Consider the following 24,359-nt stretch of genomic DNA (forward strand, 5'->3'; position numbering starts at 1 on the left):
GCACTTACCTTTGATTACAAAGGCTCAGCCTCGACGCTATCGGCCGCGCACAGCTGTGCGAACTCGTCACGCAGGCGCTCACTCTCGGCGATGGCGCGCTGCCAGACCGCCGCCCGCGTCCGTACGTCGTCGCCATAGCGGGCGAAATCGTCGCGGTCCGGGAGCTTGGCGTTCGGCAGCGTGCGGTGCACCCAGTCGGCGTCGGGCACCAGCAGCACCACGTTGTCAAGGAAGGCGCTGGGCTCGTGCCGGCGCTTGAGCCCCTTGTCCAGCCAGCCCGGAATCACCTGGCGCTGGAAATGTGGATAGAGCACCAGCCCGTCGCCCAGCATCGCTGCGTAGTTCAGATGCAGGTGGTAGTCGGTGATGCCGCCGTCCCAGTAGGCGCCCTCCGGCGCGCCGGGAATGTCGGCCACTGCCTGCAGCCAGAACGGAATCGAGCAACTGGCCTGGATCGCCGGCAGCAGATTGGCCGTGCCCAGATCCACCTGCCGGCTACGGAAGTCGGTCAGCGGCATCGGCAGCAGCGCGCGCGGGTCGGAGAACACGACGCGCTCAAGCCAGCCGCCTAGGGCGCGGCGGCCGATCAGCGTGTTCGCCGCGAACGCGCCCAGATAGCCCAGCGGCGTGCGCACGCGGCCCTCGCGCGCCAGCAGCAGATGCCGGCCGCGCGAGGTGAACACGTGCAGGCGCAGACGCGGATGCGACAGCACTTCGCGCTCGCGCCCGCCGAAGCAGTCCGCCAGCCCCTGCGCGAAACCGCGGCTCACCGCCGCGGCGCTGGGCCGCTTGCCAGGGCGGTCGTTCTCGTACTGCTGATGCGTGTAGTCATGCGCCAGCCGCGCGAACTCGGCCTCGGTGGAGGCTGCATCGCGCGCCAGACAGGCAGTGGCCATGCGCCAGGCGCCTATCGACGCGCCGAGCAGATGCACCTCCGGCGCGCCAGGCCCGGCCGAGGGCAGCCAGTGGCCGAAGATGAATCGATCCAGCGGATTGAGCACCAGCCCTTTCGGGCCGCCTGCCGCGGCAGGGATGACGCGGATGTCCTCGGGACGCAGCCCGCGCTCGCGCAGCCTGGCGCGGGCACGCGGCCCGGCATGGATGCGCAATGCGGGCGACGCCCCCGGCATCAGAGCTTGTACTCCAGCATCGCACCCCACCAGGTGCGGCCCTGGCGCTGCGTTGCCGTGTAGTCGCCGGTGGCCAGCAGCGTGCGCGAGACGTTGTCCAGCGGCACGAAGTTGTTGGCCATCAGCCGCAGCGATGCCTGCTTGCTGAGGAAGGTCTGCGCGAACAGATCCATGGAACGCGTCCGGCCCTGCTCAAGCCACTGCGTCTCGCTCTGTCGTGTGCTGTAGCCCGGCGTGAAGCCCAGACTGCCGCCAAGGACCAGCGGCATGGGCAGCGCAGTGACGCGATAGTCGAAGCCGAAATTGGCCGACCAGGGCTGCTGACCGTCGAGCCGGTTGTTCGGCCCGTCCAGCGCCTCCACCCGCGAGCGGTAGTAGTTCAGCGAGCCGCGCAGGTTCAGCGGCAGCTTTGCATCGAACAAGGCCGGCATCAACTCACCGGCACGTCCCTTCACCTCGAGCTCCAGGCCGGTGGTGGTGGCGCGCGAGAAGTTCAGTGGCGTCGACACCCAGCGCTGCACCGGCGACCAGGCCACGTCCTGCAGCACGACCTGGTTGCGGATCAGGTCCTTGATCTGGCGATGGAACACGCCGATGCTGTACATGCCACCGCCAGGCAGGTACTTCTCGAACGCCAGATCCAGACCCGTCGCCAACTCGGGCTTGAGCAGCGGATTGCCGACGCGGTCCGGCGCGATCTGCGTGTTGGTCTTGCTCGCATCGGTGTAAAGACCGTTCAGTGCCGGGCGGCCCAGCAGTGCGTTGAGCTCTGGCGCCTTGTAGCTGCGCGTCAGGCTGGCACGGATCAGGTCGCGGCCCTTGGGGTCCAGCTTGTAGTTGAGGTGCCACAGCGGCGTGATCACCTCGCTGGTGTTGCTCACGTTCACATCGCGGCCGCGGCTCTCGGTGACGATGCGCTCGCCGCGCAGGCCCAGATAGGTGGACCACTGCGGCGACAGCTCCCACTCGTCTTGGATGAACAGCGCCTGGCGCTGGATGCGCGCACCGAAGGGCTGGCCCTCGAAGTCGGGCAAGAGCGGCACGCCCAGCTCGCTGACCTCGCGCGTCTCGTCGCGGCGGCGCCATTCCAGATCCCAGCCCACGGTCAGGCTGTGCGAATCGCCGAGCAGCTGAGCGAACTTGCCTCCCTGGGTGATATTGCGGTCCTGGTTGTCGCCCGTCACCAGGCGTCGCGGCCCGCCATTGCGGTAGGTCTGCATGTCCAGCGTGCCCTGGGAATCCTGCGCGCCCAGCTTGAGTTCCAGCTTCTGACTGTCGCTCAGGCGGTTCTGGTACTGCGCATTGCCGCGCAGCATGCGCCAACTGCCCTTGCCGCGGTTGTCGTCCTCGAAGATCGGTTGGCCAGAGATCGTCTCGTTGGCGAATTCGGTCCGGTTGTTCCAGCGACCGTCTTGCGCAAAGCCCTGCAGGCTCAGCGACTCCTCGTCGTTGATCTTCCAGTTCAGTCGCGGGCTGCTGTTGATGCCGCGCCCCCAGAAGGACTGCTTGCCCTCCTGAATCGACACGGCACGAGCGCCATCCACGCCAGGCGCCTGCTTCTCGGTGCGCGTCTCGTTCAAGCCGCGCCACTGAAACACCGACACCGGCACCGACACGGCCACGCCGCCGAGCACGCGCTCACCCCAGGTGAAGTTCAGCCCCCCCACCGGGCGATCGGCGTTGTAGCCCAGTCGCACGCCCAGATCGCGCTGGCTCACGCGCGGCGCGTCCTTGAGGATGATGTTGATCGCGCCAGCGACGGCCTGCGCGCTCTGGTCGGCGGTCGGTCCCTTGGTGACCTCGATGCGCTCCACCTGCTTGGGGTCCAGCTGATCGAGCTGGAAGCCGGGCGGCGCAGGGTCGCCGTTGATCAGGATCTGCGTATAGCCAGCGCCCAGGCCGCGCATGCGCGGCGCATTGCCCTGCACGCTGACGCCAGGGAGGCGCTTGAGCACATCGGCCACATTGCTGTCGCCGAAACGGTCGATCTCCTCGCGGCCATAGATTTGCTTGGCCACTGGCGCACGGCGACGCAGATCGGTGTCGGTCTGCGCACGGGAGCTGATCTCGACGCGATCCAGTCGTGTACCCGGCTGCTGACGCGGCGTACCGGCATCGGGGTCGCCACCAGGCATCTCCTGGGCCTGCACGCTGTGGCAGACAGAGCCGAGCAGCAGCAGGGTGCAGGCGCGGCTCAAGGGGTGGATTCGGAACGGCAAGTCAGTCTCCCGGTTGCGGATGGCATATGGCGGATTGCGGGGCGAAGCCTAAGGGCAAACGCGCCCCGCTGCAGCGGGCATGCGACGAATCGCCGGAAGCGCTGGGTCATTGGCCACTGAACGTCGCGAATCTCCAGCAGTCTCAGCGCTTGCCGCCTTGCAGCTTGGCGAAGGCCGCGGCCATCGCATTGCCGACCGGCGCCTGTGCAGCGCCCGGCTGGCGTCCGCTGCCGTGGCTGCGCTCGTTGCGGGCTGCCGGCCGGAAGCTGTTGTCTGCACCCTTGCCGACGCCGCCACGCGGCGCCTGGGCGTCGAGCTTCATCGTCAGCGAGATGCGCTTGCGCGCCAGATCCACTTCGAGCACCTTGACCTTGACGATGTCGCCGGTCTTCACCACCTCGCGCGCGTCGCTAACGAACTTGTTGGACAGCTGGCTGACATGCACCAGGCCGTCCTGGTGCACGCCCAGGTCCACGAAAGCGCCGAACTGCGCGACATTGGACACCGTGCCTTCGAGGATCATGCCCTCGGCCAGGTCCTTGATGTCCTCCACGCCCTCATTGAAGCGCGCCACCTTGAAGTCCGGGCGCGGGTCGCGACCGGGCTTCTCCAGCTCGGCGAGGATGTCCTTGACGGTGATCGCGCCGAACTTCTCGTCGGCGAAGGCCTCGGGCTTCAGCGCGCGGATCACGTCGCTCTTGCCCATCACCTCGGCGACCGGCCGGCCGACCTTGTCGAGGATGCGCTGCACCACCGGATAGGTCTCGGGGTGCACGCCGCTCAGGTCCAGCGGGTTGTCGCCATCGCGGATGCGCAGGAAGCCTGCGGCCTGCTCGAAAGTTTTCGGGCCCAGGCCAGTGACATCGAGCAGCTGCTGGCGGTTCTTGAAGGCGCCATTGGCATCGCGCCAGCGCACGATGGACGCCGCAACTGCGCCGGACAGACCCGAGACGCGCGACAGCAGCGGCGCCGATGCGGTGTTCAGGTCCACGCCCACCGAGTTCACGCAGTCTTCCACCACCGCATCCAGCGTCCTGGCCAGCTCGCTCTGGTTGACATCGTGCTGGTACTGGCCCACGCCTATGCTCTTCGGGTCGATCTTCACCAGCTCGGCCAGCGGGTCCTGCAGGCGGCGGGCGATGGAGACGGCGCCGCGCAAGGAAACGTCCAGCTCGGGCAGCTCCTTGGAGGCGAACTCGGACGCCGAATACACCGAGGCGCCGGCCTCGCTGACCACCACCTTTTCGATCTGCGTGCCCGGTGCCAGCTGCTGGATGCGCTTGATCAGGTCGGCGGCCAGCTTGTCGGTCTCGCGCGAAGCGGTGCCATTGCCGATCGCGATCAGGTTCACACCATGCGTGGCGCACAGCCGACCCAGCGTGTGGATGGAGCCCTCCCAGTCCTTGCGCGGCTCATGCGGATAGACGGTGCTGGTGTCCAGCACACGGCCGGTGTCCGACACCACCGCCACCTTCACGCCGGTACGGATGCCGGGGTCCAGGCCCATCACCACACGCTTGCCGGCCGGTGCGGCCAGCAGCAGGTCGCGCAGGTTCTCGGCGAAGACCTTGATCGCCACCTTCTCCGCCTCGTCGCGCAGGCGGGCGAAGAGGTCGCGCTCCAGGCTCATGCTGAGCTTGACCTTCCAGGTCCAGGCGATGGTCTTGCGGATCAGCTCGTCGGATGCGCGCTTGCTGTGGCTCCAGCCCAGGTGACGCGCGATGCGACCCTCGGCCAGGCCCGGTTGCCCGACGACGACTTCCTCGTCGAGCACCAGCTTGGCGTCGAGGAACTCCTGCGTGCGGCCGCGGAACACGGCCAGCGCGCGGTGCGAGGGCACGGTCTTGATAGTCTCGGCGTAGTCGAAGTAGTCGCGGAACTTGGCGATGTCGGGGTTGTTCTCGTCCTTGCCCGGCGCGAGCGTGGACTTGAACAGGCCCTCCTCCCACAGCCATTCGCGCAGCTTGCCAATCAGCACGGCGTCCTCGGCCCAGCGCTCGGAGAGCAGGTCACGCACGCCGTCCAGCACCGCGAAGGCGTCGGCAAAGCCGGCTTCGGGGTTGAGGAAGGCCGCGGCCTCGGCCATGGGGTCCAGCGTCGGGTCGGCGAAGAGCTTGTCGGCCAGCGGCTCCAGCCCGGCTTCGCGCGCGATCATGCCCTTGGTGCGGCGCTTAGGTCTAAAGGGCAGGTAGAGGTCCTCCAGCTCCTGCTTGGTCGGCGCGGCCTCGATGGCCGCGCGCAGCTCGGGCGTGAGCTTGCCCTGCTCCTCGATGCTCTTGAGCACCGCGGCACGGCGATCTTCCAGCTCGCGCAGATAGCCCAGGCGCGACTCGATCTCGCGCAGCTGGATGTCATCCAGCCCGTCAGTGACTTCCTTGCGATAGCGGGCGATGAAGGGCACGGTGGCGCCGCCATCGAGCAGCTCCACGGCTGCGTTGATCTGCGCCGGGCGAACCTTCAGCTCGGCAGCGATTTGAAGCAGGATCTTGTCCAAGACGTCGGGACCGGAAAACACGAAGCGCGCGAGTTTGCCATAGGGCGCAAGCGGCAACCGCGCTGTACCGACCCACAGCACCCGCATGTCCTTGCCGTGGCACCAAGCCTCCGGCGGCGCCGAACAAGCGGGCAAGCACGAGACTTTTCCACTGGATCGAAAGCAGACCTGAAGCTAGAGTCGACGGCGAAAGCGTCGCTTTCCCAGCTTGATCCACACAGCAGGAGTACCCATGTTCGACAAGCCCAAGATCCTGGCACTGTCCAAACGGCTGATGGACGGAGCAATACAGCCCGGCGACTTCTATCAGGAGCTCACCCGCACCCTGGTCGACGAGATGAACTGCACCCGAGCCAGCCTCTGGATCTACCCAGATCCGCTGATGCGCGACAGCATTCACTGCCTGAGTCTTTACGACCGGACCGAGGGCCAGTGGAGCGCCGGAACCGTGCTCAAGGAAGAGGATTTCGGTCCCTATTTCGAAGCGATGCGGCGCGATGGCCTGATCGTGGCCGGCGATGCCCGCCACAACCCGATCACCGAATGCTTCACCGAGATCTACTTCGCCCCACTGGGCATCTACTCGCTGCTCGACGTGGGCATCAACGTCGGCGGTTCGCCCTTCGGTCTGTTCTGCTGCGAGAACACCACCGACATCCTGGACTGGACGCCTGAGCATGTCGAGTACCTGCGCCAGGTCGGCACTCTGCTGGGCTTTGCCCTGAAGAAGGCCCAGGGACAGTGATCGCTGGGCGCCCGGAGGCGCCCAATGGAAAAAGGCCACCGCCCTTGCAGGCGATGGCCTTTGTTCTTTGGGGCAGGCACTGCCTCAGAGGCAGTGCCGCCTGCTCACTTGCCGCTCGGCACCTTGCCCTCGACGCCCTTGACGTAGAAGTTGATGCCGGAGAGGAACTTGTCGTCGGCGACTTCGTCCTTCTTCAGGATCTCCTTGCCGTCCTGGCCGACGATGGGGCCTTTCCAGATCGAGAAGCTGCCATCCTTCAGACCGGCCTTGATGGTGTCGACCTTGGATTTGATGTCGGCGGGCACGACCTCGGCCACCGAGACCATGTCGATCGCGCCTTCCTTGACGCCCCACCAGCTGTTCTTGCCGGCGCCGGCGGCCCACTTGCCCTCCAGCACCTCACGCACCGCAGCGATGTAGTACGGGCCCCAGTTGATCACCGCCGAGCCCAGGTGGGCCTTGGGGCCGTAGGCGGTCATGTCCGAGTCCCAGCCGAAGGCGTACTTGCCGTTCTTCTCGGCGGTCTGCAGCACGGCCGACGAGTCGGTGTTCTGCATAAGCACGTCGGCGCCGCCGTTGATCAGGCTCTGCGCCGCCTCGGTTTCCTTGGGCGGGTTGAACCATTCGTTGACCCACACCACCTTGACCTTGATCTTCGGATTGGTGCTCTGCGCGCCCAGCGTGAAGCTGTTGATGTTGCGAATCACCTCGGGAATGGGGATCGAGCCCACCACGCCCAGCGTGTTGCTCTTGGTCATCGCACCGGCAATGACGCCGGCCATATAGGCGCCTTCATAGGTGCGCGAGTCATAGGTGCGCATGTTGTCGGCCTGCTTGTAGCCGGTAGCATGCTCGAACTTCACATCCTTGGCATCGGCCGCCACTTTGAGCATGGGCTCCATATAGCCGAAGGTGGTACCGAAGATCAGCTTGTTGCCCTGGCCCACCATGTCGCGGAACACGCGCTCGGCGTCAGCGGCCTCGGGCACCTTCTCGACGAAGCTGGTGACGATCTTGTCGCCGAACTCCTTCTCCAGCGCCTTGCGGCCGTTGTCGTGCGCAAAGGTCCAGCCGCCATCGCCGACCGGGCCGACATAGGCAAAGGCGATCTTCAGCGGCTCGGGCTTGGGTGCCGCAGCCGAGGCCGGCGCCGCCGCCGGCGCGGCCGCCTGCTCCTCCTTCTTGCCGCAGCCCACCAGGGCCGCAGTGGCAGCCAGGGTGGACCAGCCAGCCAGCTTCAACAGATCGCGTTTGCTCTTCAGACTCATGAACATCTCCGTAATGAGGGAGGGACAAGGGATCGATTATGGTGCGCGCCCTTTCGGTGCGCACCGCTCAGGAACCCGGGAAGAATGGCTTGCCCAGCGAGGCCGGCATGTTCGCGCGGATGAATGCGGCATTGCTGGAGATCAGCACCAGCACCACGATGGTGGCCAGGTAAGGCAGCATCGAGAGGATCTGACTCGCGATCTGCACACCCTGGCCCTGCAGATGGAACTGCAACATGGTGACGAAGCCGAACAGATAGGCACCCAGCAAGACGCGTGCCGGCCGCCAGGTCGCGAAGGTGGTCAGTGCCAGCGCGATCCAGCCCTTGCCGGCGATCATGCCCTCCACCCACAGCGGTGTGTAGATCACCGACACATAGGCGCCCGCCAGCCCGCACAGCGCGCCGCCGCTCATCACCGCGGCCAGGCGGATGCGCCGCACCGGATAACCCAGCGCATGCGCGGACTCGGGCGACTCGCCCACCGCGCGCAGCACCAGCCCAGCGCGCGAGCGATAGAGGAACCAAGCCAGGAAGACCGTCAGCGCAATCGCGCCATAGACCATCGGGTGCTGGCGGAACAGCGCCGGACCGAGAAGCGGGATTTCTGCCAGGCCGGGCACCGCAAAGCTGGGCCGCGCCTCCAGTTTGGCCTGCACATAGCTGATGCCGACGAAGGCCGAGAAGCCGGTGCCGAACAGGCTCAGCGCCAGGCCGGCCGCATACTGGTTGGTGTTGAGCCAGATCACCAGGCCGCCGAACAGTGCCGCCATCAGCGCGCCCGAGCCCATGCCGGCCGCGAAGGCCAGCCAGTCGTTGCCGGTGTGCACCGCGGTGGCGAAGCCGGCGATGGCCGCCACCAGCATCATGCCCTCGGCACCGAGGTTGACGATGCCGGCGCGCTCGTTGATCAGCAGGCCCAGTGCCGCGATGGCCAGCACGGTGCCGGCATTCATCGCCGCAGCGATCAGCAGTGCATAGCTTTCCATCTCAGTGTTTCCGATGCCAGCGCAGGCGGTAGTTGATCAAGGTGTCGCAGGCCAGCAGCGAGAACAGCAGCAAGCCCTGGAACACGCCGGTGATCGATTTGGGCAGGCCCAGGCGCGACTGCGCCAGCTCGCCGCCGATGTAGAACATGCTCATCAGCACGCCCGAGAAGATGATGCCCAGCGGATGCAGGCGTCCGACGAAGGCCACGATGATGGCCGCAAAGCCGTAGCCCGCCGGCACATAGGGCGTGAGCTGGCCCAGCGGACCAGCCGCCTCCAGCGCGCCGGCCAGGCCCGCCATGCCGCCGGACAGCAGCAGCGCCGTCCACAGCGCGCGCCGCGACGAGAAGCCCGCATACCGTGCCGCCGCTGGCGCCAGACCGCCCACCTGCAGCGCAAAGCCCGCATAGGTGCGGAACAGCAGCACCCAGAAGGCCAGCACAGCGCCCAACGCAATCAGCACGCCGATGTTGACCCGCCAGCCATCGAACAGCCGCGGAATCTTGGTCGAGGCGAGGAAGCTGATGGTCTGCGGGAAGTTGTAGCCGTTCGGGTCTTTCCAGGGGCCGTAGACCAGCACGCCCAGCAGCAGATCGGCCACATAGACCAGCATCAGGCTGACGAGGATTTCGTTGGCATTGAAGCGATCTCGCAGCAGCGCGGTGATTGCCGCCCAGGCCATGCCGCCGGCAATGCCGGCCAGCAGGATCAGCACCACGATGCCGCGACCGGTATCCGGCGTGGCCTGCATCGCCACCCAGCCGCCGGCCAGCGCGCCGACGATGAACTGCCCCTCGGCGCCGATGTTCCACACGTTGGAGCGGAAGCACACGGCCAGGCCCAGCGCGATCAGCACCAGCGGCGTGGCCTTGATGCCCAGCTCGCTCCAGGCATAGGCGCTCTTGATCGGCTCCCAGAAGAACATCTGCAGGCCGCGCGCCGGGTCCTTGCCCAGCAGCATGAACAGACCGATGCCCAGCAGCGTGGTGATGACCAGCGCCAGCAGCGGCGAGGCCAGCGACATCAGCTTGGAAGGCTGGGGCCGCGCTTCAAGCTTGAGCATGGCTCGCCCCTTCCTCGGTCCACAGCCCGCTCATCCACTCTCCGATCTTCTCCACCGTCGCCTCGGCAATCGGCAGCGCGGGCGACAGCCGGCCCTTGGCGATCACCATCAGCCGGTCGCTGATCTCAAACAGCTCGTCCAGCTCCTCGCTGACCACCAGCACCGCGCAGCCGGCGTCGCGCAGCTTCAGCAGCTCGCCGCGGATCTGCGCCGCGGCGCCCACGTCCACGCCCCAGGTCGGCTGCGCGATCACCAGCACCTTAGGCTGCGCATCGATCTCGCGGCCGACGATGAACTTCTGCAGATTGCCGCCCGACAGGCTCTTGGCCGCCGCGCCGGCGCCGCCGGCGCGCACCTTGAAGCGCGCGATCAGCTCTTCGGCCAGGCGCTGCACCTGGCCCTGCTGTATCCAGCCGCCGGCCTTCACCGCCTCGGTGCGCGTCAGCAGCGTGTTCTGCGCCAGCGACAGCGTCGGCACCGCGCCGCGGCCCAGCCGCTCCTCGGGCACGAAGTGCAGGCCCAGGCGGCGGCGCTTGCGAGCGCTGCTCTGCGCGATGTCCTGGCCGAACAGCTCGATGCTGCCCTTGGGCGCGCGCAGGTCCTCGCCCGACAGCGCGGCCATCAGCTCCTGCTGGCCGTTACCCGAGACGCCGGCAATGCCGAGGATCTCGCCAGCGCGCAGCTGCAGCGACAGCGCCTCGAGATCGGTGCCGAACTGCGCCGCCTTGGCCAGGTTCAGGCCCTGCACGCGCAGCGCCACCTCGCCGGCGCGGGCCTCGCGCGCGGCCAGCTGCGGCGGCTCGGCGCCGATCATCAGACGCGACAGCTCGGCATTGCTCTGCGTGCGCGGATCGACCTCGCCGCTGACCTTGCCGCCGCGCAGCACGGTGCAGTGCTGGCACAGCGCGCGGATCTCGTCGAGCTTGTGGCTGATGTAGAGGATGGCGCAGCCGCCCGCGGCCAGCTGGCGCAGCGTGACGAAGAGCTTGTCCACCGCCTGCGGCGTCAGCACCGAGGTCGGCTCGTCGAGTATCAAGAGGCTGGGATTCGTCATCAGCGCGCGCACGATCTCCACGCGCTGGCGCTCGCCCACCGACAGCGTGTGCACCGGCCGCTCGGGGTCGACTTCCAGCCCGTAGGCGCGCGAGACCTCGGCGATGCGCGCGCGCACTGCCGCCAGGCTCAGGCTCTTGTCCAGGCCCAGCCAGACGTTCTCGGCCGCGCTCAGCGTGTCGAACAGCGAGAAGTGCTGGTAGACCATGCTGATGCCCAGGGCGCGCGCCTGCGCCGGGCTCTTGATGCTGACCGGCTGGCCGTTCCACAGCATCTGGCCCTCGTCGGGCTGCACCGCGCCGTAGATGATCTTCATCAGCGTGGACTTGCCCGCACCGTTCTCGCCCAGCACGGCATGGATCTGCCCCGGCTCGACGGCAAGGTTCACGCCGTCATTGGCCTTGACGGCGGGGTACTGCTTGCTTATGCCGCTGAGTTGCAGTCGGTAGCTCATGCTCAAGGTGCCGTCGGCAGGGTGTCTCGTTGATAGCGGGGCCGGCCGGCCACATAGGCGGTGACGAGATTGCGCTCGTCGGACAGGCTCATCCAGGCAAAGACCTTCTCGTGCAAGTCGCGTGCCACTTCGAAGCGCGCCTGTGCCACCGGGCCCAGGGCCCAGTCCCAGACGCAGACATCCGCAAGCGTACCTGCATCGAAATGGCCGATCTCGCCGTCCAGCCGCAAGGCCTCGGCGGCGCCGCGCGTCGCCGCATGCAGCGCCACCCAGGCGCTCAGGCGCTCTCCGCGCAAGGCCTGGATCTTGTAGGCATCGAGCAGATTGCGCTGCAGCGACAGGCTGGTGCCACCGCCCACATCGCTGGCCACGCTGACCGCGACGCCGGCCTCGCGCGTGCTCGCCCAGTCGAACAGACCGCTGCCGAGGAACAGGTTCGACGAGGGGCTGTGCGCGATCTGCGCGCCGGTCTCGGCCAGCACGCGGCGGTCCGCCGCGTCCAGCCAGATGCCATGCGCCAGCACCGCGCGCTCATGCACCAGACCCTCGCGCGCATAGACGTCCAGATAGCTGCGCGCCTCGGGGAAGAGCTTGGCCACCCAGTCCACCTCGCTGCGGTTCTCGGCCACATGGGTCTGCATATAGAGCGAGGCATCGGCGCGGCACAGGCTGCCTGCCATGGCCAGCTGCGCCGGCGAGCTGGTCGGCGCAAAACGCACCGTCACCGCGTAGGCCAGGCGCTCCCGCTGGTGATAGCGATCAATAAGATCGATGCAATCGCGCTCGGCCTGCGCCACATCGTCATGCAGGCCCTCGGGCGCATGGCGATCCATCAGCACCTTGCCGGCGACCAGGCGCATGCCGCGCGCCAGTGCCGCGTCGAACAGCATCTCGGCCGAGACCTTGTGCACCGTCGGGAAGACCACCGCCGAGGTCGTGCCATGCGCCAGCAGCGCGTCGAGAAAGCGCTCGGCGCCGGCGCGCGCCACGGCCGGGTCGGCATAGCGGCGCTCGGCCGGGAAGGTGTAGGTGTGCAGCCAGTCGAGCAGCTCGGTGCCGTAGCTGGCGATCACGTCGAGCTGCGGGCAATGCACATGGGTGTCGATGAAACCCGGCAGGATCAGCCGGCCGCTGTGGTCCTGGCACTGCCAGTCCGGTCCCGGCCAGTCGGCCTGCACGCCGGCGATGCGCCCCTGCTCGTCGATCAGCAGCCAGTGGTCAGGGCGGAAGCGCACCGCGGCGCTATCGCGCTGCCCCCAAGCCGGTGCGGCGGCGAAGTCCAGCAGATCGCCGCGCAGTGCGATCTTGGGTCGTTCCGTCAGGGGCGGTTTCATGGGCATGGCAGGGGACAAGGGGCGGGATTGTCTCTCAGCTCGAGCCGGCGGCTTCAGCCCTTGGCCGGCACGCCGGCAACCAGGCTGCGCGCCACCTCGCGCACCTGCTCGCGCAGCCAGCGCAGCGCGGCGCTGCCATGGCCCACGTCGTGCCAGAGCTGGTAGTAGGCCATGGGCGGGAAGGCCACCGGGCAGCGCACGATGCGCACCGGCAGCCGGCCCACATAGCGCGAGCAGAACAGCCGCCCTGTGGTCAGCACCAGCCGGCTGTCGGCCACCATCTGCGGCAGCTGGCTGAAAAAGGCGCTGCGCACCGTCAACTCGCGCGACAGCCCCTGCGAAGCCAGATGCTGGTCGATCACGCCCGGCTGGCCGGCCGACAGCGGCATCGGCGCCACATGCTGGCTCTGCAGATAGCGCTCCACCGTCCAGCCGCGGCCGCCGCCGCGCGCCGCCGGGTGCTGCGCAGACACCAGGCAGACCACCTCGTCGCTGAACAGCCGCGCCAGATGCAGCTCCTCGGGCGGCTGCAGCCAGTTGCCGATCACCAGATCCACCTCGCCCTGGGCCAGCGCACGGCGGTAGTCGAACTCGGCGCTGAGCGGCTGCAGGTCCAGCTGCACGCCGGGGGCGGCACGCTGCAGATGCGCAACCAGCGTGGGCAGGAACAGCGGGTCCAGATAGTCGCTGGCGGCGATGCGAAAGCGCAGCTGCGCCGTCGCGGCGTCGAAGCCGGCGCCGCGGCCGCTGCGCTGGCGCGGGCCGAACAGCGCCTCGGCGTCCTGCAGCAGCCGCGCCGCCGGCTCGACCAGCTGCAGCGCGGTGGCGGTCGGCGTCATGCCGGCGCCGCTGCGCACCAGCAGTGCGTCGCCGGTGAGCGCACGCAGCCGCCGCAGCTGCGCGCTGACGGCGGGCTGGGTGCTGCCCAGGCGCAGGGCGGCGCGCGAGACGCTGCGTTCGGTGATCACGGTATGGAGGACACGGACGAGTTGCAGCTCGATCTTGTCGAAGTCACTTCGTTCCGTCATACGCGAATAGCCATGCTCATCATGTGCGTGATCGTATAAGCTCCCAGAGCATTCGCAGTAACTTCCGGGAAAGCCCGCCCCCGACACACGACGCCCCGCCATGCACGCCCGCAGCCGCCCGATCCGCTTCTTCCATCGTGGCCAGATCCGCGAGGTCTCTGCCCTGAGCCCGACCACGACCACGCTGCAGTGGCTGCGCGAGCAGCAGCACCTGACCGGCACCAAGGAGGGCTGTGCCGAGGGCGACTGCGGCGCCTGCACCGTGCTGGTCGGCGAGCTGGACGCCGAGGGCGCGCTGCAGCTGCGCAATGTCAACGCCTGCATACAGTTCCTGCCCGCGCTGGATGGCCGCGCGCTGTTCACCGTCGAAGACCTGGGCAGCGCCGACGACCTCGGCCCGGTGCAGCAGGCCCTGGTCGACTGCCACGCCTCGCAGTGCGGCTTCTGCACGCCGGGCTTCGCGATGACGCTGCAGGCCATCTACGAGCGCAGCCAGGCCGAAGCCGGCCCGCCCGATCGCCAGCAGCTGGCCGACGAGCTGTCCGGCAACCTCTGCCGCTGCACCGGCTACCGGCCGCTGCTCGATGCCGGCGAGCGCATGTTCACGATCCAGCCGCCGCGCCGGCTGGACCGGGCGCCGGCCATCGCCGCGCTGCGCACGCTGGCCGCCGACGAGCCGCTGCACTACCAGGGCGCCGACGCGCAAGCCCATGCGCCGCGCACGATCGACGAGCTGGCCGCGCTGCGCGAGGCCAAGCCGCAGGCCCGCCTGGTCGCCGGTGCCACCGATGTGGGCCTGTGGGTCAACAAGCAGTTCCGCGATCTGGGCGAGCTGATCTTCGTCGGCCAGGTGGCCGGGCTGCGCGAGATCCGCCAACAGGACTTCGGCCTGCAGCCGGGGCTGTGGATAGGCGCCGGAGCCACGCTGGAAGAAGCCTGGTCCGCGCTGGTCGCCGAGGTGCCGGCCCTCACCGAGCTGTGGCAGCGCTTCGCCGCGCCGCCGATTCGCCATGCCGGCACGCTGGGCGGCAATATCGCCAACGGCTCGCCGATCGGCGACGGCGCGCCGGCGCTGATCGCGCTGGGCGCCGATATCGTGCTGCGCCGCGGCGCGCAGCAACGCATCCTGCCGCTGCAGGATTTCTATCTCGACTACATGAAGAACGCGCTGCAGCCCGGCGAATTCGTCGAGGCGCTGCATCTGCCGCTGCCCGCTGCGGACTGGCGCATCGCCGGCTACAAGATCGCCAAGCGGCGCGACAGCGACATCTCGGCCGTCTGCGGCGCCTTCGCGCTGCGCCTGACGCAGGGCCGCATCGAGGAAGTTCGCCTGGCCTTCGGCGGCATGGCCGCCATCGTCAAGCGCGCCACGCAGGCCGAAGCCGAGCTGCTCGGCCGCCCCTGGGACGAGGCCGCGGTGCAGGCCGCTGCTGCGGCGCTGACGCGCGACTTCCGGCCGCTGAGCGATCTGCGCGCCAGCGCCGGCTACCGCATGCAGGTGGCGCAGAACCTCTTGCGCCGTTTCTGGCTGGCCACGCGCGAGCATGAGCCGCTCGCGCCAGCGGCGCTGAGCGTCTGGACTGCGGCCAGCCACGAGCAAGCGGGAGCGTCGGCATGATGAACGACAGCCGCCCTGCCCTCGCCGCGGACGCCGGCCCGGTCGTCGGCAGCAGCCGTGCACACGAGAGCGCGCACCTGCATGTCAGCGGCGAAGCCCGCTACACCGACGATATCGCCGAGACCTCGGGCACGCTGCACGCCGCGCTGGGGTTGTCGCCGCTGGCGCATGGCCGGCTGCTCGGCATCGATGTGGCGCTGATCCGCCGCCAGCCCGGCGTGGTGGCGGTGCTGACGGCCGAGGACATCCCCGGCGAGAACAACTGGGGCTCGCTGATCCACGACGACCCGGTGCTGGCCGACGGCGAACTGCGCTACCTGGGCCAGCCGGTGTTCGCGGTGGTCGCCGAGACCCGCGAGCAGGCGCGCCGCGCCGCCGCGCTGGCCAAGCAGGCGATCCAGGCCGAGGCGCTGCCGCCGGTACTGACCGCCTTGGAGGCTCACGCGCTGGGCCAGTACGTCGTTCCGCCGATGCACCTCGCGCGCGGCGATGCCGCGGCAGCGCTGGCTGCGGCGCCGCATCGCCTGGACGGCGAATGGTCGGTCGGCGGGCAGGAGCATTTCTATCTGGAAGGCCAGATCGCCTACGCGCTGCCGCAGGAAGACCGCGCGCTGCTGATCCACAGCTCGACGCAGCATCCGTCCGAGATGCAGCAGCTCGTCGCCCATATGCTGGGCTGGTCGGCGAACCAGGTGCAGTTGCAATGCCGGCGCATGGGCGGCGGCTTCGGCGGCAAGGAATCGCAGTCCGCGCTGATGGTCTGCATCGCCGCGCTGGCCGCGCACCAGCTGCAGAAACCGGTCAAGCTGCGCCTGGACCGCGACGACGACTTCCTCGTCACCGGTCGCCGCCACGGCTTCGACTACCGCTGGCGCGTCGGCTACGACGATGCAGGCCGCATCCTCGCTGCCGAGGTCGACTTCATCGCCAACTGCGGCCACTCGGCCGACCTCTCGGCGCCGGTGATGACGCGCGCGCTGTGCCACTTCGACAATGCCTACTGGCTGCCCAACGTGGCGCTGCACGGCTACTGCGCGAAGACCAACACGCAGAGCAACACCGCCTTCCGCGGCTTCGGCGGCCCGCAGGGCGCGCTGGCCATCGAGATGATCCTCGACACGGTGGCGCGCCGTCTCGGGCTGGACCCGCTGCTGGTGCGCCAGCGCAATTTCTACGACCCCGACCCGGCCAAGGCGCAAGACCTGACCCCTTACGGCCAGCGTGTCGAGGACAACATCCTGCAGCCGCTGACCGAACGCCTGCTGCGCAGCAGCGACTATGCGCAGCGCCGCGCCGAAATCGCCGCTTTCAATGCGCACAGCCCGGTGCTGAAGAAAGGTTTGGCCTTCACGCCGGTGAAGTTCGGCATCTCCTTCAACGTCGCGCACCTGAACCAGGCCGGTGCGCTGGTGCATGTCTATCTGGACGGCAGCGTGCTGGTCAACCACGGCGGCACCGAGATGGGCCAGGGGCTCAACACCAAGGTGGCGCAGGTCGTCGCGCACGAGCTGGGCCTGCCGCTGGCTGCGGTGCGCGCCAGCGCCACCGACACGCAGAAGATCGCCAACACCTCGGCCACCGCCGCCTCCACCGGCGCCGACATGAACGGCAAGGCCGCTCAGGACGCCGCCGCTCGCATCAAGGCTCGACTCATGCCACTGGCCGCCGAGCTGCTGGGCTGCGCGCCCGAGGCCCTGGTCTTCGCCGGTGGGCTGGTGTGCGGTGGCGGCAAGACGCTGGCTTTCGCCGAGCTGGTCAAGCAGGCCTATCTGCGCCGCATCCAGCTGTGGAGCGACGGCTTCTACGCGACGCCCGGTCTGCACTGGGACCGCGCCCGCCTGCAGGGCAAGCCCTTCTTCTACTTCGCCTACGGCGCCGCGGTGGCCGAGGTGATCGTCGACACGCTCAGCGGCGAACACCGCTTGCTGCGCGCCGACCTGCTGCACGACGTGGGCAGTTCGCTGAACCCGGCCATCGACATCGGCCAGATCGAGGGCGCCTTCGTGCAGGGCGCCGGCTGGCTGACCAGCGAAGAGCTCGTCTGGCATGCGCAGAGCGGCAAGCTGCTCACCCACGCGCCCAGCACCTACAAGATCCCCACCGCCAACGACAGCCCGCCCGACTTGCGCACCGCGCTGTTCGATGCGCCCAACCGCGCCGACAGCATCCATCGCTCCAAGGCGGTGGGCGAGCCGCCGCTGCTGCTGGGCTTCGCGGCGCTGCTGGCGATCAAGGATGCGGTAGCTGCAGCCTGCGGCCCGGGCAGCGACCCGCTGCTGCTCGCGCCGGCCACGCCAGAGGCGGTGCTGCGGGCGCTGGGCTCGCGGTAGTTACTCAGGAGCTGGGACACCCGGCGCAGCAGCCCTTCGGCCGATGGCCGGTCGACATCGGAGGCCTGACGTCCCGCAGCGCCGTGCTCAGGCGGTCTTCTTGGCCGCGTTGAGGCGCAGGTACTTCTGCATCAGCGTCTCGCGGCTCTCCTGGTGCGCCGGGTCGACGGGGATGCAGGCGACCGGGCACAGGGCCACGCATTGCGGCTCGTCGTGATGGCCGACGCATTCGGTGCACTTGCCCGGATCGATCAAGTAATGCTCCTCGCCCATGAAAATCGCCTCATTCGGGCACTCGGGCTCGCAGACATCGCAGTTGATGCATTCGTCCGTGATCATCAGTGCCATATCGCACCTCCAGCCTGACGGACGAACACGGCCAGCGCTTGCAGGCGCAGGCCGCGCTCGGCGGGGCAAGGCATGCCTCGCCGATTCCCGCCTCCCGTGTCCGTGATCATCAGTGCCATGGCGGCTCCTCAAGTTTCCTTGCTGCCGCCTGCCGCGGCGATGCGCGCCTGCAGCCGCTCCAGCACCAGCGGCGAGACGAACTTGGAGACGTCGCCGCCCAGCGTGGCGATCTCGCGCACGAAGGTGCTGGAGATGAACTGGTACTGGTCCGAGGGCGTGAGGAACACCGTCTCCACATCGGGCATCAGCTTGCGGTTCATGCCGGCCATCTGGAACTCGTACTCGAAATCGCTGACCGCGCGCAGCCCGCGCACCACCACCTTGCCGCCGTTGTCGACGACGAAGTCGCGCAGCAGGCCGCGGAAGGGGATGACCTCGACGTTCGGATAGTTGGACGCCAGCTCCGCGGCCATCGCCAGCCGTTCGTCCAGGTTGAACATCGTGCGCTTGTGATGGCCGGCAGCCACCGCGATGATCAGGCGCTCGAACAGCCGGCTGGCGCGCCGCATCAGGTCCTCGTGACCCAGCGTCATCGGGTCGAAGGTGCCGGGATAGACGGCGGTGAGTCGGGTCACGGAAGTCAAGTCTCGCTCCTTGGCTCGGGGGCCTTGCTGTTCTGCGCGGAATTATCCGCCGCGACGAAAGAGCTGGTAGTGCACCGCGCCAGCGCGGCCGCTCTTCAGCGGTTCCAGGTCCAGCTCCGCAAGCGGGCTGATCGGCTCGGGCGATTCCACATAAAGCAGGCCGCCCGCCACCAGCAGCGGCGCGGCAGCGCGCAGCGCCGGCTCGAACAGGCCGGCATCGAAAGGCGGATCGAGCAGCACCAACTCGAAGCGTGCGGGCGCACAGCGGCCCATCCAGCTGATCGCGTCAGCGCATTCGATGCGCAGCTGCGCCGGCTCGGCCTTGAGCCGCACGCGGCTGGCTTCCAGGCTTTTCGCCAGTTGCGGATCGCGTTCGAGCAGCAGCACCTCGGCCGCGCCGCGCGACGCCGCCTCGAAGCCCAGCGCGCCGCTGCCGGCGAAGGCATCGAGCACGCGCCAGCCGCTCAGGTCCTGGCCCAGCCAGTTGAACAGCGTCTCGCGCACGCGGTCGGGTGTGGGGCGCAGTCCGGGGCGGTCGGCCACCGGCAGCTTGGAGCGCTTCCACAGCCCGCCGATGATGCGCACTTCATGGGTACCCCTCGCCGAGCGGGTACGGTCGCCGATCCCCCGCGGGGATGCGGGCCGGCTTGGGGCGGCCCGGCGCTCGGCCCGCTCGCGCGCTCCGCTGCCCATCACAGCCGCACGGTGATGCCGCGCTGGGCCATCAGCGCCTTGGCCTCGCCCACGGTGTGCTCGCCGTAATGAAAGATGCTGGCGGCCAGCACCGCATCGGCGCCGCCGATCTGTATGCCGTCGGCCAGATGGTCCAGCGTGCCCACGCCGCCGGAGGCGATCACCGGCACCGGCACCGCATCGGCCACCGCGCGGGTGAGCTCGAGGTCGAAGCCGCTCTTGGTGCCATCGCGGTCCATGCTGGTGAGCAGGATCTCGCCGGCGCCGAACTCGGCCATCTGCCGCGCCCAGGCCACCGCGTCCATATGCATGTTCTTGCGGCCGCCGTGCGTGTAGACATCCCAGCCCGGGCCCTTGGCGGCGAGGTCCTCGCCGACGCGGCGCTTGGCGTCGATCGCCACGACGATGCACTGCGCGCCGTACTTGTCCGAGGCTTCGCGGATCAGCTCGGGCCGCGCCACCGCGGCCGAGTTGAAGCTCACCTTGTCGGCACCGGCATTGAGCAGGCGGCGCACGTCCTCGACGCTGCGCACGCCGCCACCGACGGTCAGCGGGATGAAGACCTGCGAGGCCACGTCTTCGATGATGTGCAGGATCAGGTCGCGGCCGTCGCTGGTGGCGGTGATGTCCAGGAAGGTCAGTTCGTCGGCGCCCTGCTCGTTGTAGCGCGCGGCGATCTCCACCGGGTCGCCGGCATCGCGCAGTTCGACGAAGTTGACGCCCTTGACGACGCGACCACCGGTCACGTCAAGGCAGGGAATGATGCGTTTGGCAAGCATGGCGGATGAGAAGCTCAGTGTTCGATCGGATGCGCTGTCAGCGGCCCTGGGCAGGCACAGGCAGGGCTTGCGCCGGCATGGGCTCGGGCGTGCGCTTGCGCCCTTCGGCTTCGGCCAGCATATCGCGCACATTGGCCGGCGCCAGGCGCTCGAAATAGGCCCACTGCCCGTAGCGGGAGCGCAGCGCGTCCAGCACCTGCTGCTGACGCTGGGCGAGTTCGCCGGGTTGGGCAAGCGCTGCATCGACATGGCGCTGCAAGTCGCGCAGATAGTCGCGGAAGCTGCGCATGTCTGCGAGATCGGCCATCTCGCCATGACCGGGCACCACCGCGGTAGCGGCGGGCAAGGCGTCTAGCGCGTCCAGCGTCGGGATCCAGCGCTGCACGCGCGCGTCGATCAGATTGGGCACGCTGGCGCGCCACATCAGGTCGCCGAGGAACAGCACCTGCGCATCGGCCACCCAGACCGCGGTGTCGCCACCGGTATGTCCGGCCAGATGCTGCAGCAGGATGCGGCGTCCGCCCAGGTCCAGGCTCAGCTGCTGTTCGTAGCCCAGCTGCGGCGCCTTCAGCGCAGCCACCTGCCGCTTGCGTTCATCGCTGGCCCGCTCGCCGCCGACCAGGCGCAGGTTTTCGGGCTGCAGCCAGTCCAGCACCTGACGCTGGGCCACCACCGTGGCACCGTTCTCGCTGAAGAAGCGATTGCCCGACACATGGTCGATATGGTGGTGCGTGTTGATGACGTAGCGCACCGGCAGCGGCGTGAGCTTGCGGATCTCCGCCAGCAGCGCGCGGGCAGCCTCCTCACGGAAGAAGCTGTCGATCACCGCCACCGCCTCGGTGCCGATCACGAAACCGGCGTTCGCGCCGGCCCGCCCCTGGCGATCAATCGCCGCATAGACGCCCTGCCCCAGCGACTTGAGTTCGAACGCCGGCTCTGCCGGCGCCGCCGCCGCAAGCGCCGCAATGCCAGCCAGCGCCAGGGCAACGGCCCCTTTCCTCATGTGTCGCCCGTCAATTCGTCGGCGCGCTTCTGGCCGGCGGCGAAGTCCAGGTCGCCGGTGTAGATCGCACGGCCGCAGATCACGCCTTCGACACCTTCGTGCTCCACCGCGCACAGCGCCTCGATGTCCTTGATGCTGGAGAGGCCGCCCGACGCGATCACCGGCACCGACAGCGCCTGGGCCAGCTTCACCGTCGCATCGATATTGATGCCGGTGAGCATGCCATCGCGGCCGATGTCGGTGTAGATCACGCCTTCGATGCCGTAGTCCTCGAACTTCTTGGCCAGATCGACGACCTCGTGGCCGGTGAGCTTGCTCCAGCCGTCGGTGGCGACCTTGCCGTCCTTGGCGTCCAGGCCCACGATGATGTGGCCGCCGAAAGCGCTGCAGGCGTCCTTCAGGAAGCCGGGGTTCTTCACCGCGGCGGTGCCGATGATGATGTAGGACAGGCCGTCGTCGAGGTAGCGCTCGATGGTGTCGAGGTCGCGGATGCCGCCGCCGAGCTGGATGGGGATCTCATCACCGACCTCGCGGATGATCGATTTGATCGCACCCTCGTTGACCGGTTTGCCGGCGAAGGCGCCGTTGAGGTCCACCAGATGCAGACGGCGCGCACCAGCATCGAGCCAGCGACGGGCCATCGCGGCCGGATCGTCGCCGAAGGTGGTGGACGCGTTCATGTCGCCCTGTTGAAGACGGACGCACTTGCCGTCCTTGAGGTCGATGGCGGGGATCAGCAGCATGGCCGAAGAGGTCAGTTGGAGGAAAAGCTGTGGAAGGGGGAGCAGGAAACAGTGCGTTCAGGGAAGACGTTGACGACGTTTCCCTCAAGGCTTCCAGTGCAGGAAGTTGCGATACAGGGCGAGCCCGTGCGCGGCACTTTTCTCGGGGTGGAACTGGGTGGCAAAAATATTATCCCGGGCCACCGCACAGGTAAAGCGAAGGCCGTAATCGGTCTCGCCGGCACTGTGGCGCGCATCTAACGGGCGCGCGTAGTAGCTGTGCACGAAGTAGAACCAGGCCTCGTCGGGCACCCCGGCCCAGACCGGATGCGGCTGCACCTGGCTGACGCGGTTCCAGCCCATCTGAGGTACCTTGAAGCGGCTGCCATCGGGCTGCAGCTGGCCTTCCAGGCGGAAGCGCTGCACGCGGCCCGGGATCAGGCCCAGGCCCGGCGTGTCCTGCTCCTCGCTGTGGTCCAGCAGCATCTGCATGCCGACGCAGACACCCATCAGCGGCTTCGCTGCAGCGGCTTCGAGCACCGCTTCCTTCAACCCGGAGTCGGCCAGCTCGCGCATGCAGTCGCGCATCGCGCCCTGGCCCGGCAGCACCACGCGCTCGGCGGCGCGCACCTCGTCGGGCTTAGAGGTGATCACCACCTCCAGCCCCGAGCCATCAGCCACATGCAGCACGGCCTGCGAGACCGAGCGCAGATTGCCCATGCCGTAGTCCACCACGGCAACAGTGCGAGCCATTACAGCGACCCCTTCGTCGAAGGAATGACGCCGGCCGAGCGCGGGTCCAGCGTCATCGCCATGCGCAGCGCGCGGCCGAAGGCCTTGAACATCGTTTCGGCCTGGTGGTGCGCGTTGTGGCCCTTGAGGTTGTCCACGTGCAGCGTCACCAGTGCGTGGTTGACGAAGCCCTGGAAGAACTCGTAGGTCAGCTGGGTGTCGAAGGCACCCACCGCGCCGGCGGTGAACTTGACGTCCATCTCCAGGCCCGGGCGGCCGGAGAAATCGACCACCACGCGCGACAGCGCCTCGTCCAGCGGCACATAGGCGTGGCCGTAGCGGGTGATGCCCTTTTTGTCGCCGATGGCCTTGGCCACCGCCATGCCCAGCGTGATGCCGACGTCTTCCACCGTGTGGTGGCCGTCGATGTGCAGATCACCCTTGGCTTCGATGTCCAGGTCGATCAGGCCGTGGCGCGCGATCTGGTCCAGCATGTGGTCGAAGAAGCCGATGCCGGTGTTGAGCTTGGCCTCGCCGGTGCCGTCCAGGTTGACGCGCACGCGGATCTGCGTTTCCTTGGTATCGCGTTGCACCTCGGCAATGCGTTGTCCTTGGCTCATTGGAGCGACTCCTTCAGCGCGGCCAGCATGGCCTGGTTTTCCTCGGGCGTGCCCACCGTGATGCGCAGGCAGTTGGCCAGCAGCGGATGCAGGCCGGAGACGTTCTTGATCAGCACGCCGCGCGCCTTCATGCCGGCAAAGGCGCGGGCCGCGTCATTGACGCGCAGCAGGATCATATTGCCCTGACTGGGGAAGACCTTCACCACGCCAGCCAATGCCGGCAGGGCTTCCAGCAAGGCGTCGCGCTCGCGCCGCAGGATCTGCGCCTGCTCGGCATAGACCTCGGCATGCTCCAGCGCAAAGAGGCCCGCCTCGGCATTGAGCACGCCGACATTGAAGGGCGGGCGCACCTTGTCGATCTCGGCCACCAGCTCGGCACGCCCGAGCAGATAGCCGATGCGCACGCCGGCCAGGCCGAACTTGCTCATCGTGCGCATCACCAGCACATGGGCATGGCGCTGCATCAGCGCCATCGCGTCGCGCGAGGCAAAGGGCTGGTAGGCCTCGTCCATCACCACCAGGCCCGGGGCCGCTTCGACGATGCGTTCGATCACCGCCTCGTCCCACAGGTTCGCGGTCGGGTTGTTGGGATAGGACAGGTAGATCAGCGCCGGCTGGTGCTCGGCAATGGCAGCCAGCATCGCCGCCTCGTCGAGCTCGAAGTCGGCGGTCAGCGGCACGCCGACGAAGCCCAGCCCCTGGTAGCGCGCCGCCATCTCGTAGACCACGAAAGTCGGCAGCGGCGCCAGCACCTTCGCACCCGGGATGCCGATCGCCATGCTGAGCATGGTGATGATCTCATCGGACCCGTTGCCCAGCGTGATGCCGCAGCCCTCGGGCATGCCGGCATGCCGGGCCAGCGCCGCGGCCAGCTCCAGCGTGCGCTCGGCCGGATAGCGGTTGATCGCCACGCGGCCCAGGCGCTCGCCCAGCTGGCGCTGCAGCTCATCGGAGAGCCGGAACGGGTTCTCCATCGTGTCCAGCTTGATCATGCCGGCCGAGGGCTGCACCGCGTAGCCATGCGCGCCGCGCACATCGGTGCGGATGCGAGCCAGCGCTTGGCGAAGTTTGGTGTCGTCGCTCATGCTTGTCAT

General features: G+C 68.2%; 21 protein-coding genes. 3 read left to right on the forward strand and 18 right to left on the reverse strand.

What is annotated here, in order from left to right; translation table 11 throughout:
- Nucleotides 1-14: 14 nt before the first annotated feature.
- The 3 genes from AC2EBS_RS12600 to AC2EBS_RS12610 form a co-directional block, all read right to left on the reverse strand.
- Entirely contained in the window at nucleotides 15-1,130 is a 1,116-nt protein-coding gene (locus tag AC2EBS_RS12600) for a phospholipase (protein ID WP_484728771.1), read from the reverse strand.
- Entirely contained in the window at nucleotides 1,130-3,349 is a 2,220-nt protein-coding gene (locus AC2EBS_RS12605) for a TonB-dependent receptor plug domain-containing protein (RefSeq protein WP_484728772.1), read from the reverse strand. The genes AC2EBS_RS12600 and AC2EBS_RS12605 overlap by 1 nt, the downstream gene beginning before the upstream one ends.
- A gap of 142 nt (nucleotides 3,350-3,491) precedes the next feature.
- The gene (locus AC2EBS_RS12610) at nucleotides 3,492-5,843 is read right to left on the reverse strand and encodes a Tex family protein (RefSeq protein WP_484728773.1); all 2,352 of its coding nucleotides are present in this window, start codon (nucleotides 5,841-5,843) and stop codon (nucleotides 3,492-3,494) included.
- Nucleotides 5,844-6,075: 232 nt separating this feature from the next.
- Here AC2EBS_RS12610 and AC2EBS_RS12615 point away from each other — a divergent pair, with 232 nt between their 5' ends.
- Nucleotides 6,076-6,588: a GAF domain-containing protein gene (locus AC2EBS_RS12615; RefSeq protein WP_484728774.1), complete on the forward strand. Its 513-nt coding sequence runs from the start codon at nucleotides 6,076-6,078 to the stop codon at nucleotides 6,586-6,588.
- Between the two features lie 104 nt (nucleotides 6,589-6,692).
- Here AC2EBS_RS12615 and AC2EBS_RS12620 read toward each other — a convergent pair whose 3' ends face one another.
- The 6 genes from AC2EBS_RS12620 to AC2EBS_RS12645 form a co-directional block, all read right to left on the reverse strand.
- Nucleotides 6,693-7,856 carry a BMP family ABC transporter substrate-binding protein gene (locus AC2EBS_RS12620; RefSeq protein WP_484728775.1) on the reverse strand — a complete coding sequence of 388 codons (1,164 nt, stop codon included), beginning with the start codon at nucleotides 7,854-7,856 and terminating at the stop codon, nucleotides 6,693-6,695.
- Between the two features lie 67 nt (nucleotides 7,857-7,923).
- Nucleotides 7,924-8,844, reverse strand: coding sequence for an ABC transporter permease (locus tag AC2EBS_RS12625; RefSeq protein ID WP_484728776.1), 921 nt, complete (start codon nucleotides 8,842-8,844; stop codon nucleotides 7,924-7,926).
- A 1-nt stretch (nucleotide 8,845) separates the two neighbouring features.
- A complete protein-coding gene (locus tag AC2EBS_RS12630; protein WP_484728777.1) occupies nucleotides 8,846-9,907 on the reverse strand; it encodes an ABC transporter permease in 1,062 nt (353 codons plus the stop codon).
- Nucleotides 9,894-11,414: an ABC transporter ATP-binding protein gene (locus AC2EBS_RS12635; RefSeq protein ID WP_484728778.1), complete on the reverse strand. Its 1,521-nt coding sequence runs from the start codon at nucleotides 11,412-11,414 to the stop codon at nucleotides 9,894-9,896. Before AC2EBS_RS12635 ends, AC2EBS_RS12630 begins: the two co-directional genes overlap by 14 nt.
- A 2-nt stretch (nucleotides 11,415-11,416) precedes the next feature.
- Nucleotides 11,417-12,754 carry a guanine deaminase gene (guaD, locus tag AC2EBS_RS12640; protein ID WP_484728779.1) on the reverse strand — a complete coding sequence of 446 codons (1,338 nt, stop codon included), beginning with the start codon at nucleotides 12,752-12,754 and terminating at the stop codon, nucleotides 11,417-11,419.
- Between the two features lie 47 nt (nucleotides 12,755-12,801).
- On the reverse strand, nucleotides 12,802-13,776 hold the full coding sequence (locus AC2EBS_RS12645) for a LysR family transcriptional regulator (RefSeq protein WP_484728780.1): 975 nt from the start codon (nucleotides 13,774-13,776) through the stop codon (nucleotides 12,802-12,804).
- A 100-nt stretch (nucleotides 13,777-13,876) separates the two neighbouring features.
- Between AC2EBS_RS12645 and xdhA the strand changes: the two genes are divergently transcribed.
- Together xdhA and xdhB are read left to right on the forward strand one after the other, a co-directional pair.
- Nucleotides 13,877-15,394: a xanthine dehydrogenase small subunit gene (xdhA, locus tag AC2EBS_RS12650; protein WP_484728781.1), complete on the forward strand. Its 1,518-nt coding sequence runs from the start codon at nucleotides 13,877-13,879 to the stop codon at nucleotides 15,392-15,394.
- Complete coding sequence (gene xdhB / locus AC2EBS_RS12655; RefSeq protein WP_484729132.1) at nucleotides 15,394-17,724, forward strand: xanthine dehydrogenase molybdopterin binding subunit; 2,331 nt, start codon at nucleotides 15,394-15,396, stop codon at nucleotides 17,722-17,724. The genes xdhA and xdhB overlap by 1 nt, the downstream gene beginning before the upstream one ends.
- Nucleotides 17,725-17,811: 87 nt before the next feature.
- On the opposite strand, the gene AC2EBS_RS12660 is transcribed toward xdhB, so the two are convergent.
- The 9 genes from AC2EBS_RS12660 to hisC form a co-directional block, all read right to left on the reverse strand.
- Entirely contained in the window at nucleotides 17,812-18,072 is a 261-nt protein-coding gene (locus AC2EBS_RS12660) for a YfhL family 4Fe-4S dicluster ferredoxin (protein ID WP_484728782.1), read from the reverse strand.
- A gap of 128 nt (nucleotides 18,073-18,200) precedes the next feature.
- Complete coding sequence (gene coaD, locus AC2EBS_RS12665) at nucleotides 18,201-18,716, reverse strand: pantetheine-phosphate adenylyltransferase (RefSeq protein ID WP_484728783.1); 516 nt, start codon at nucleotides 18,714-18,716, stop codon at nucleotides 18,201-18,203.
- A gap of 42 nt (nucleotides 18,717-18,758) precedes the next feature.
- A complete protein-coding gene (rsmD, locus tag AC2EBS_RS12670) occupies nucleotides 18,759-19,409 on the reverse strand; it encodes a 16S rRNA (guanine(966)-N(2))-methyltransferase RsmD (RefSeq protein ID WP_484728784.1) in 651 nt (216 codons plus the stop codon).
- Complete coding sequence (gene hisF / locus AC2EBS_RS12675) at nucleotides 19,409-20,188, reverse strand: imidazole glycerol phosphate synthase subunit HisF (protein ID WP_484728785.1); 780 nt, start codon at nucleotides 20,186-20,188, stop codon at nucleotides 19,409-19,411. Before hisF ends, rsmD begins: the two co-directional genes overlap by 1 nt.
- A gap of 37 nt (nucleotides 20,189-20,225) precedes the next feature.
- Nucleotides 20,226-21,191, reverse strand: coding sequence for an MBL fold metallo-hydrolase (locus AC2EBS_RS12680; protein ID WP_484728786.1), 966 nt, complete (start codon nucleotides 21,189-21,191; stop codon nucleotides 20,226-20,228).
- Complete coding sequence (hisA, locus tag AC2EBS_RS12685; protein WP_484728787.1) at nucleotides 21,188-21,934, reverse strand: 1-(5-phosphoribosyl)-5-[(5-phosphoribosylamino)methylideneamino]imidazole-4-carboxamide isomerase; 747 nt, start codon at nucleotides 21,932-21,934, stop codon at nucleotides 21,188-21,190. Before hisA ends, AC2EBS_RS12680 begins: the two co-directional genes overlap by 4 nt.
- A gap of 84 nt (nucleotides 21,935-22,018) precedes the next feature.
- Nucleotides 22,019-22,666 carry an imidazole glycerol phosphate synthase subunit HisH gene (gene hisH, locus AC2EBS_RS12690; RefSeq protein ID WP_484728788.1) on the reverse strand — a complete coding sequence of 216 codons (648 nt, stop codon included), beginning with the start codon at nucleotides 22,664-22,666 and terminating at the stop codon, nucleotides 22,019-22,021.
- Nucleotides 22,666-23,265 carry an imidazoleglycerol-phosphate dehydratase HisB gene (hisB, locus tag AC2EBS_RS12695; RefSeq protein WP_484728789.1) on the reverse strand — a complete coding sequence of 200 codons (600 nt, stop codon included), beginning with the start codon at nucleotides 23,263-23,265 and terminating at the stop codon, nucleotides 22,666-22,668. The genes hisH and hisB overlap by 1 nt, the downstream gene beginning before the upstream one ends.
- Nucleotides 23,262-24,350 carry a histidinol-phosphate transaminase gene (gene hisC / locus AC2EBS_RS12700; RefSeq protein WP_484728790.1) on the reverse strand — a complete coding sequence of 363 codons (1,089 nt, stop codon included), beginning with the start codon at nucleotides 24,348-24,350 and terminating at the stop codon, nucleotides 23,262-23,264. Before hisC ends, hisB begins: the two co-directional genes overlap by 4 nt.
- Between the last annotated feature and the right edge of the window lie 9 nt (nucleotides 24,351-24,359).

The sequence above is a fragment of the Roseateles sp. T103 genome, from assembly GCF_057219915.1.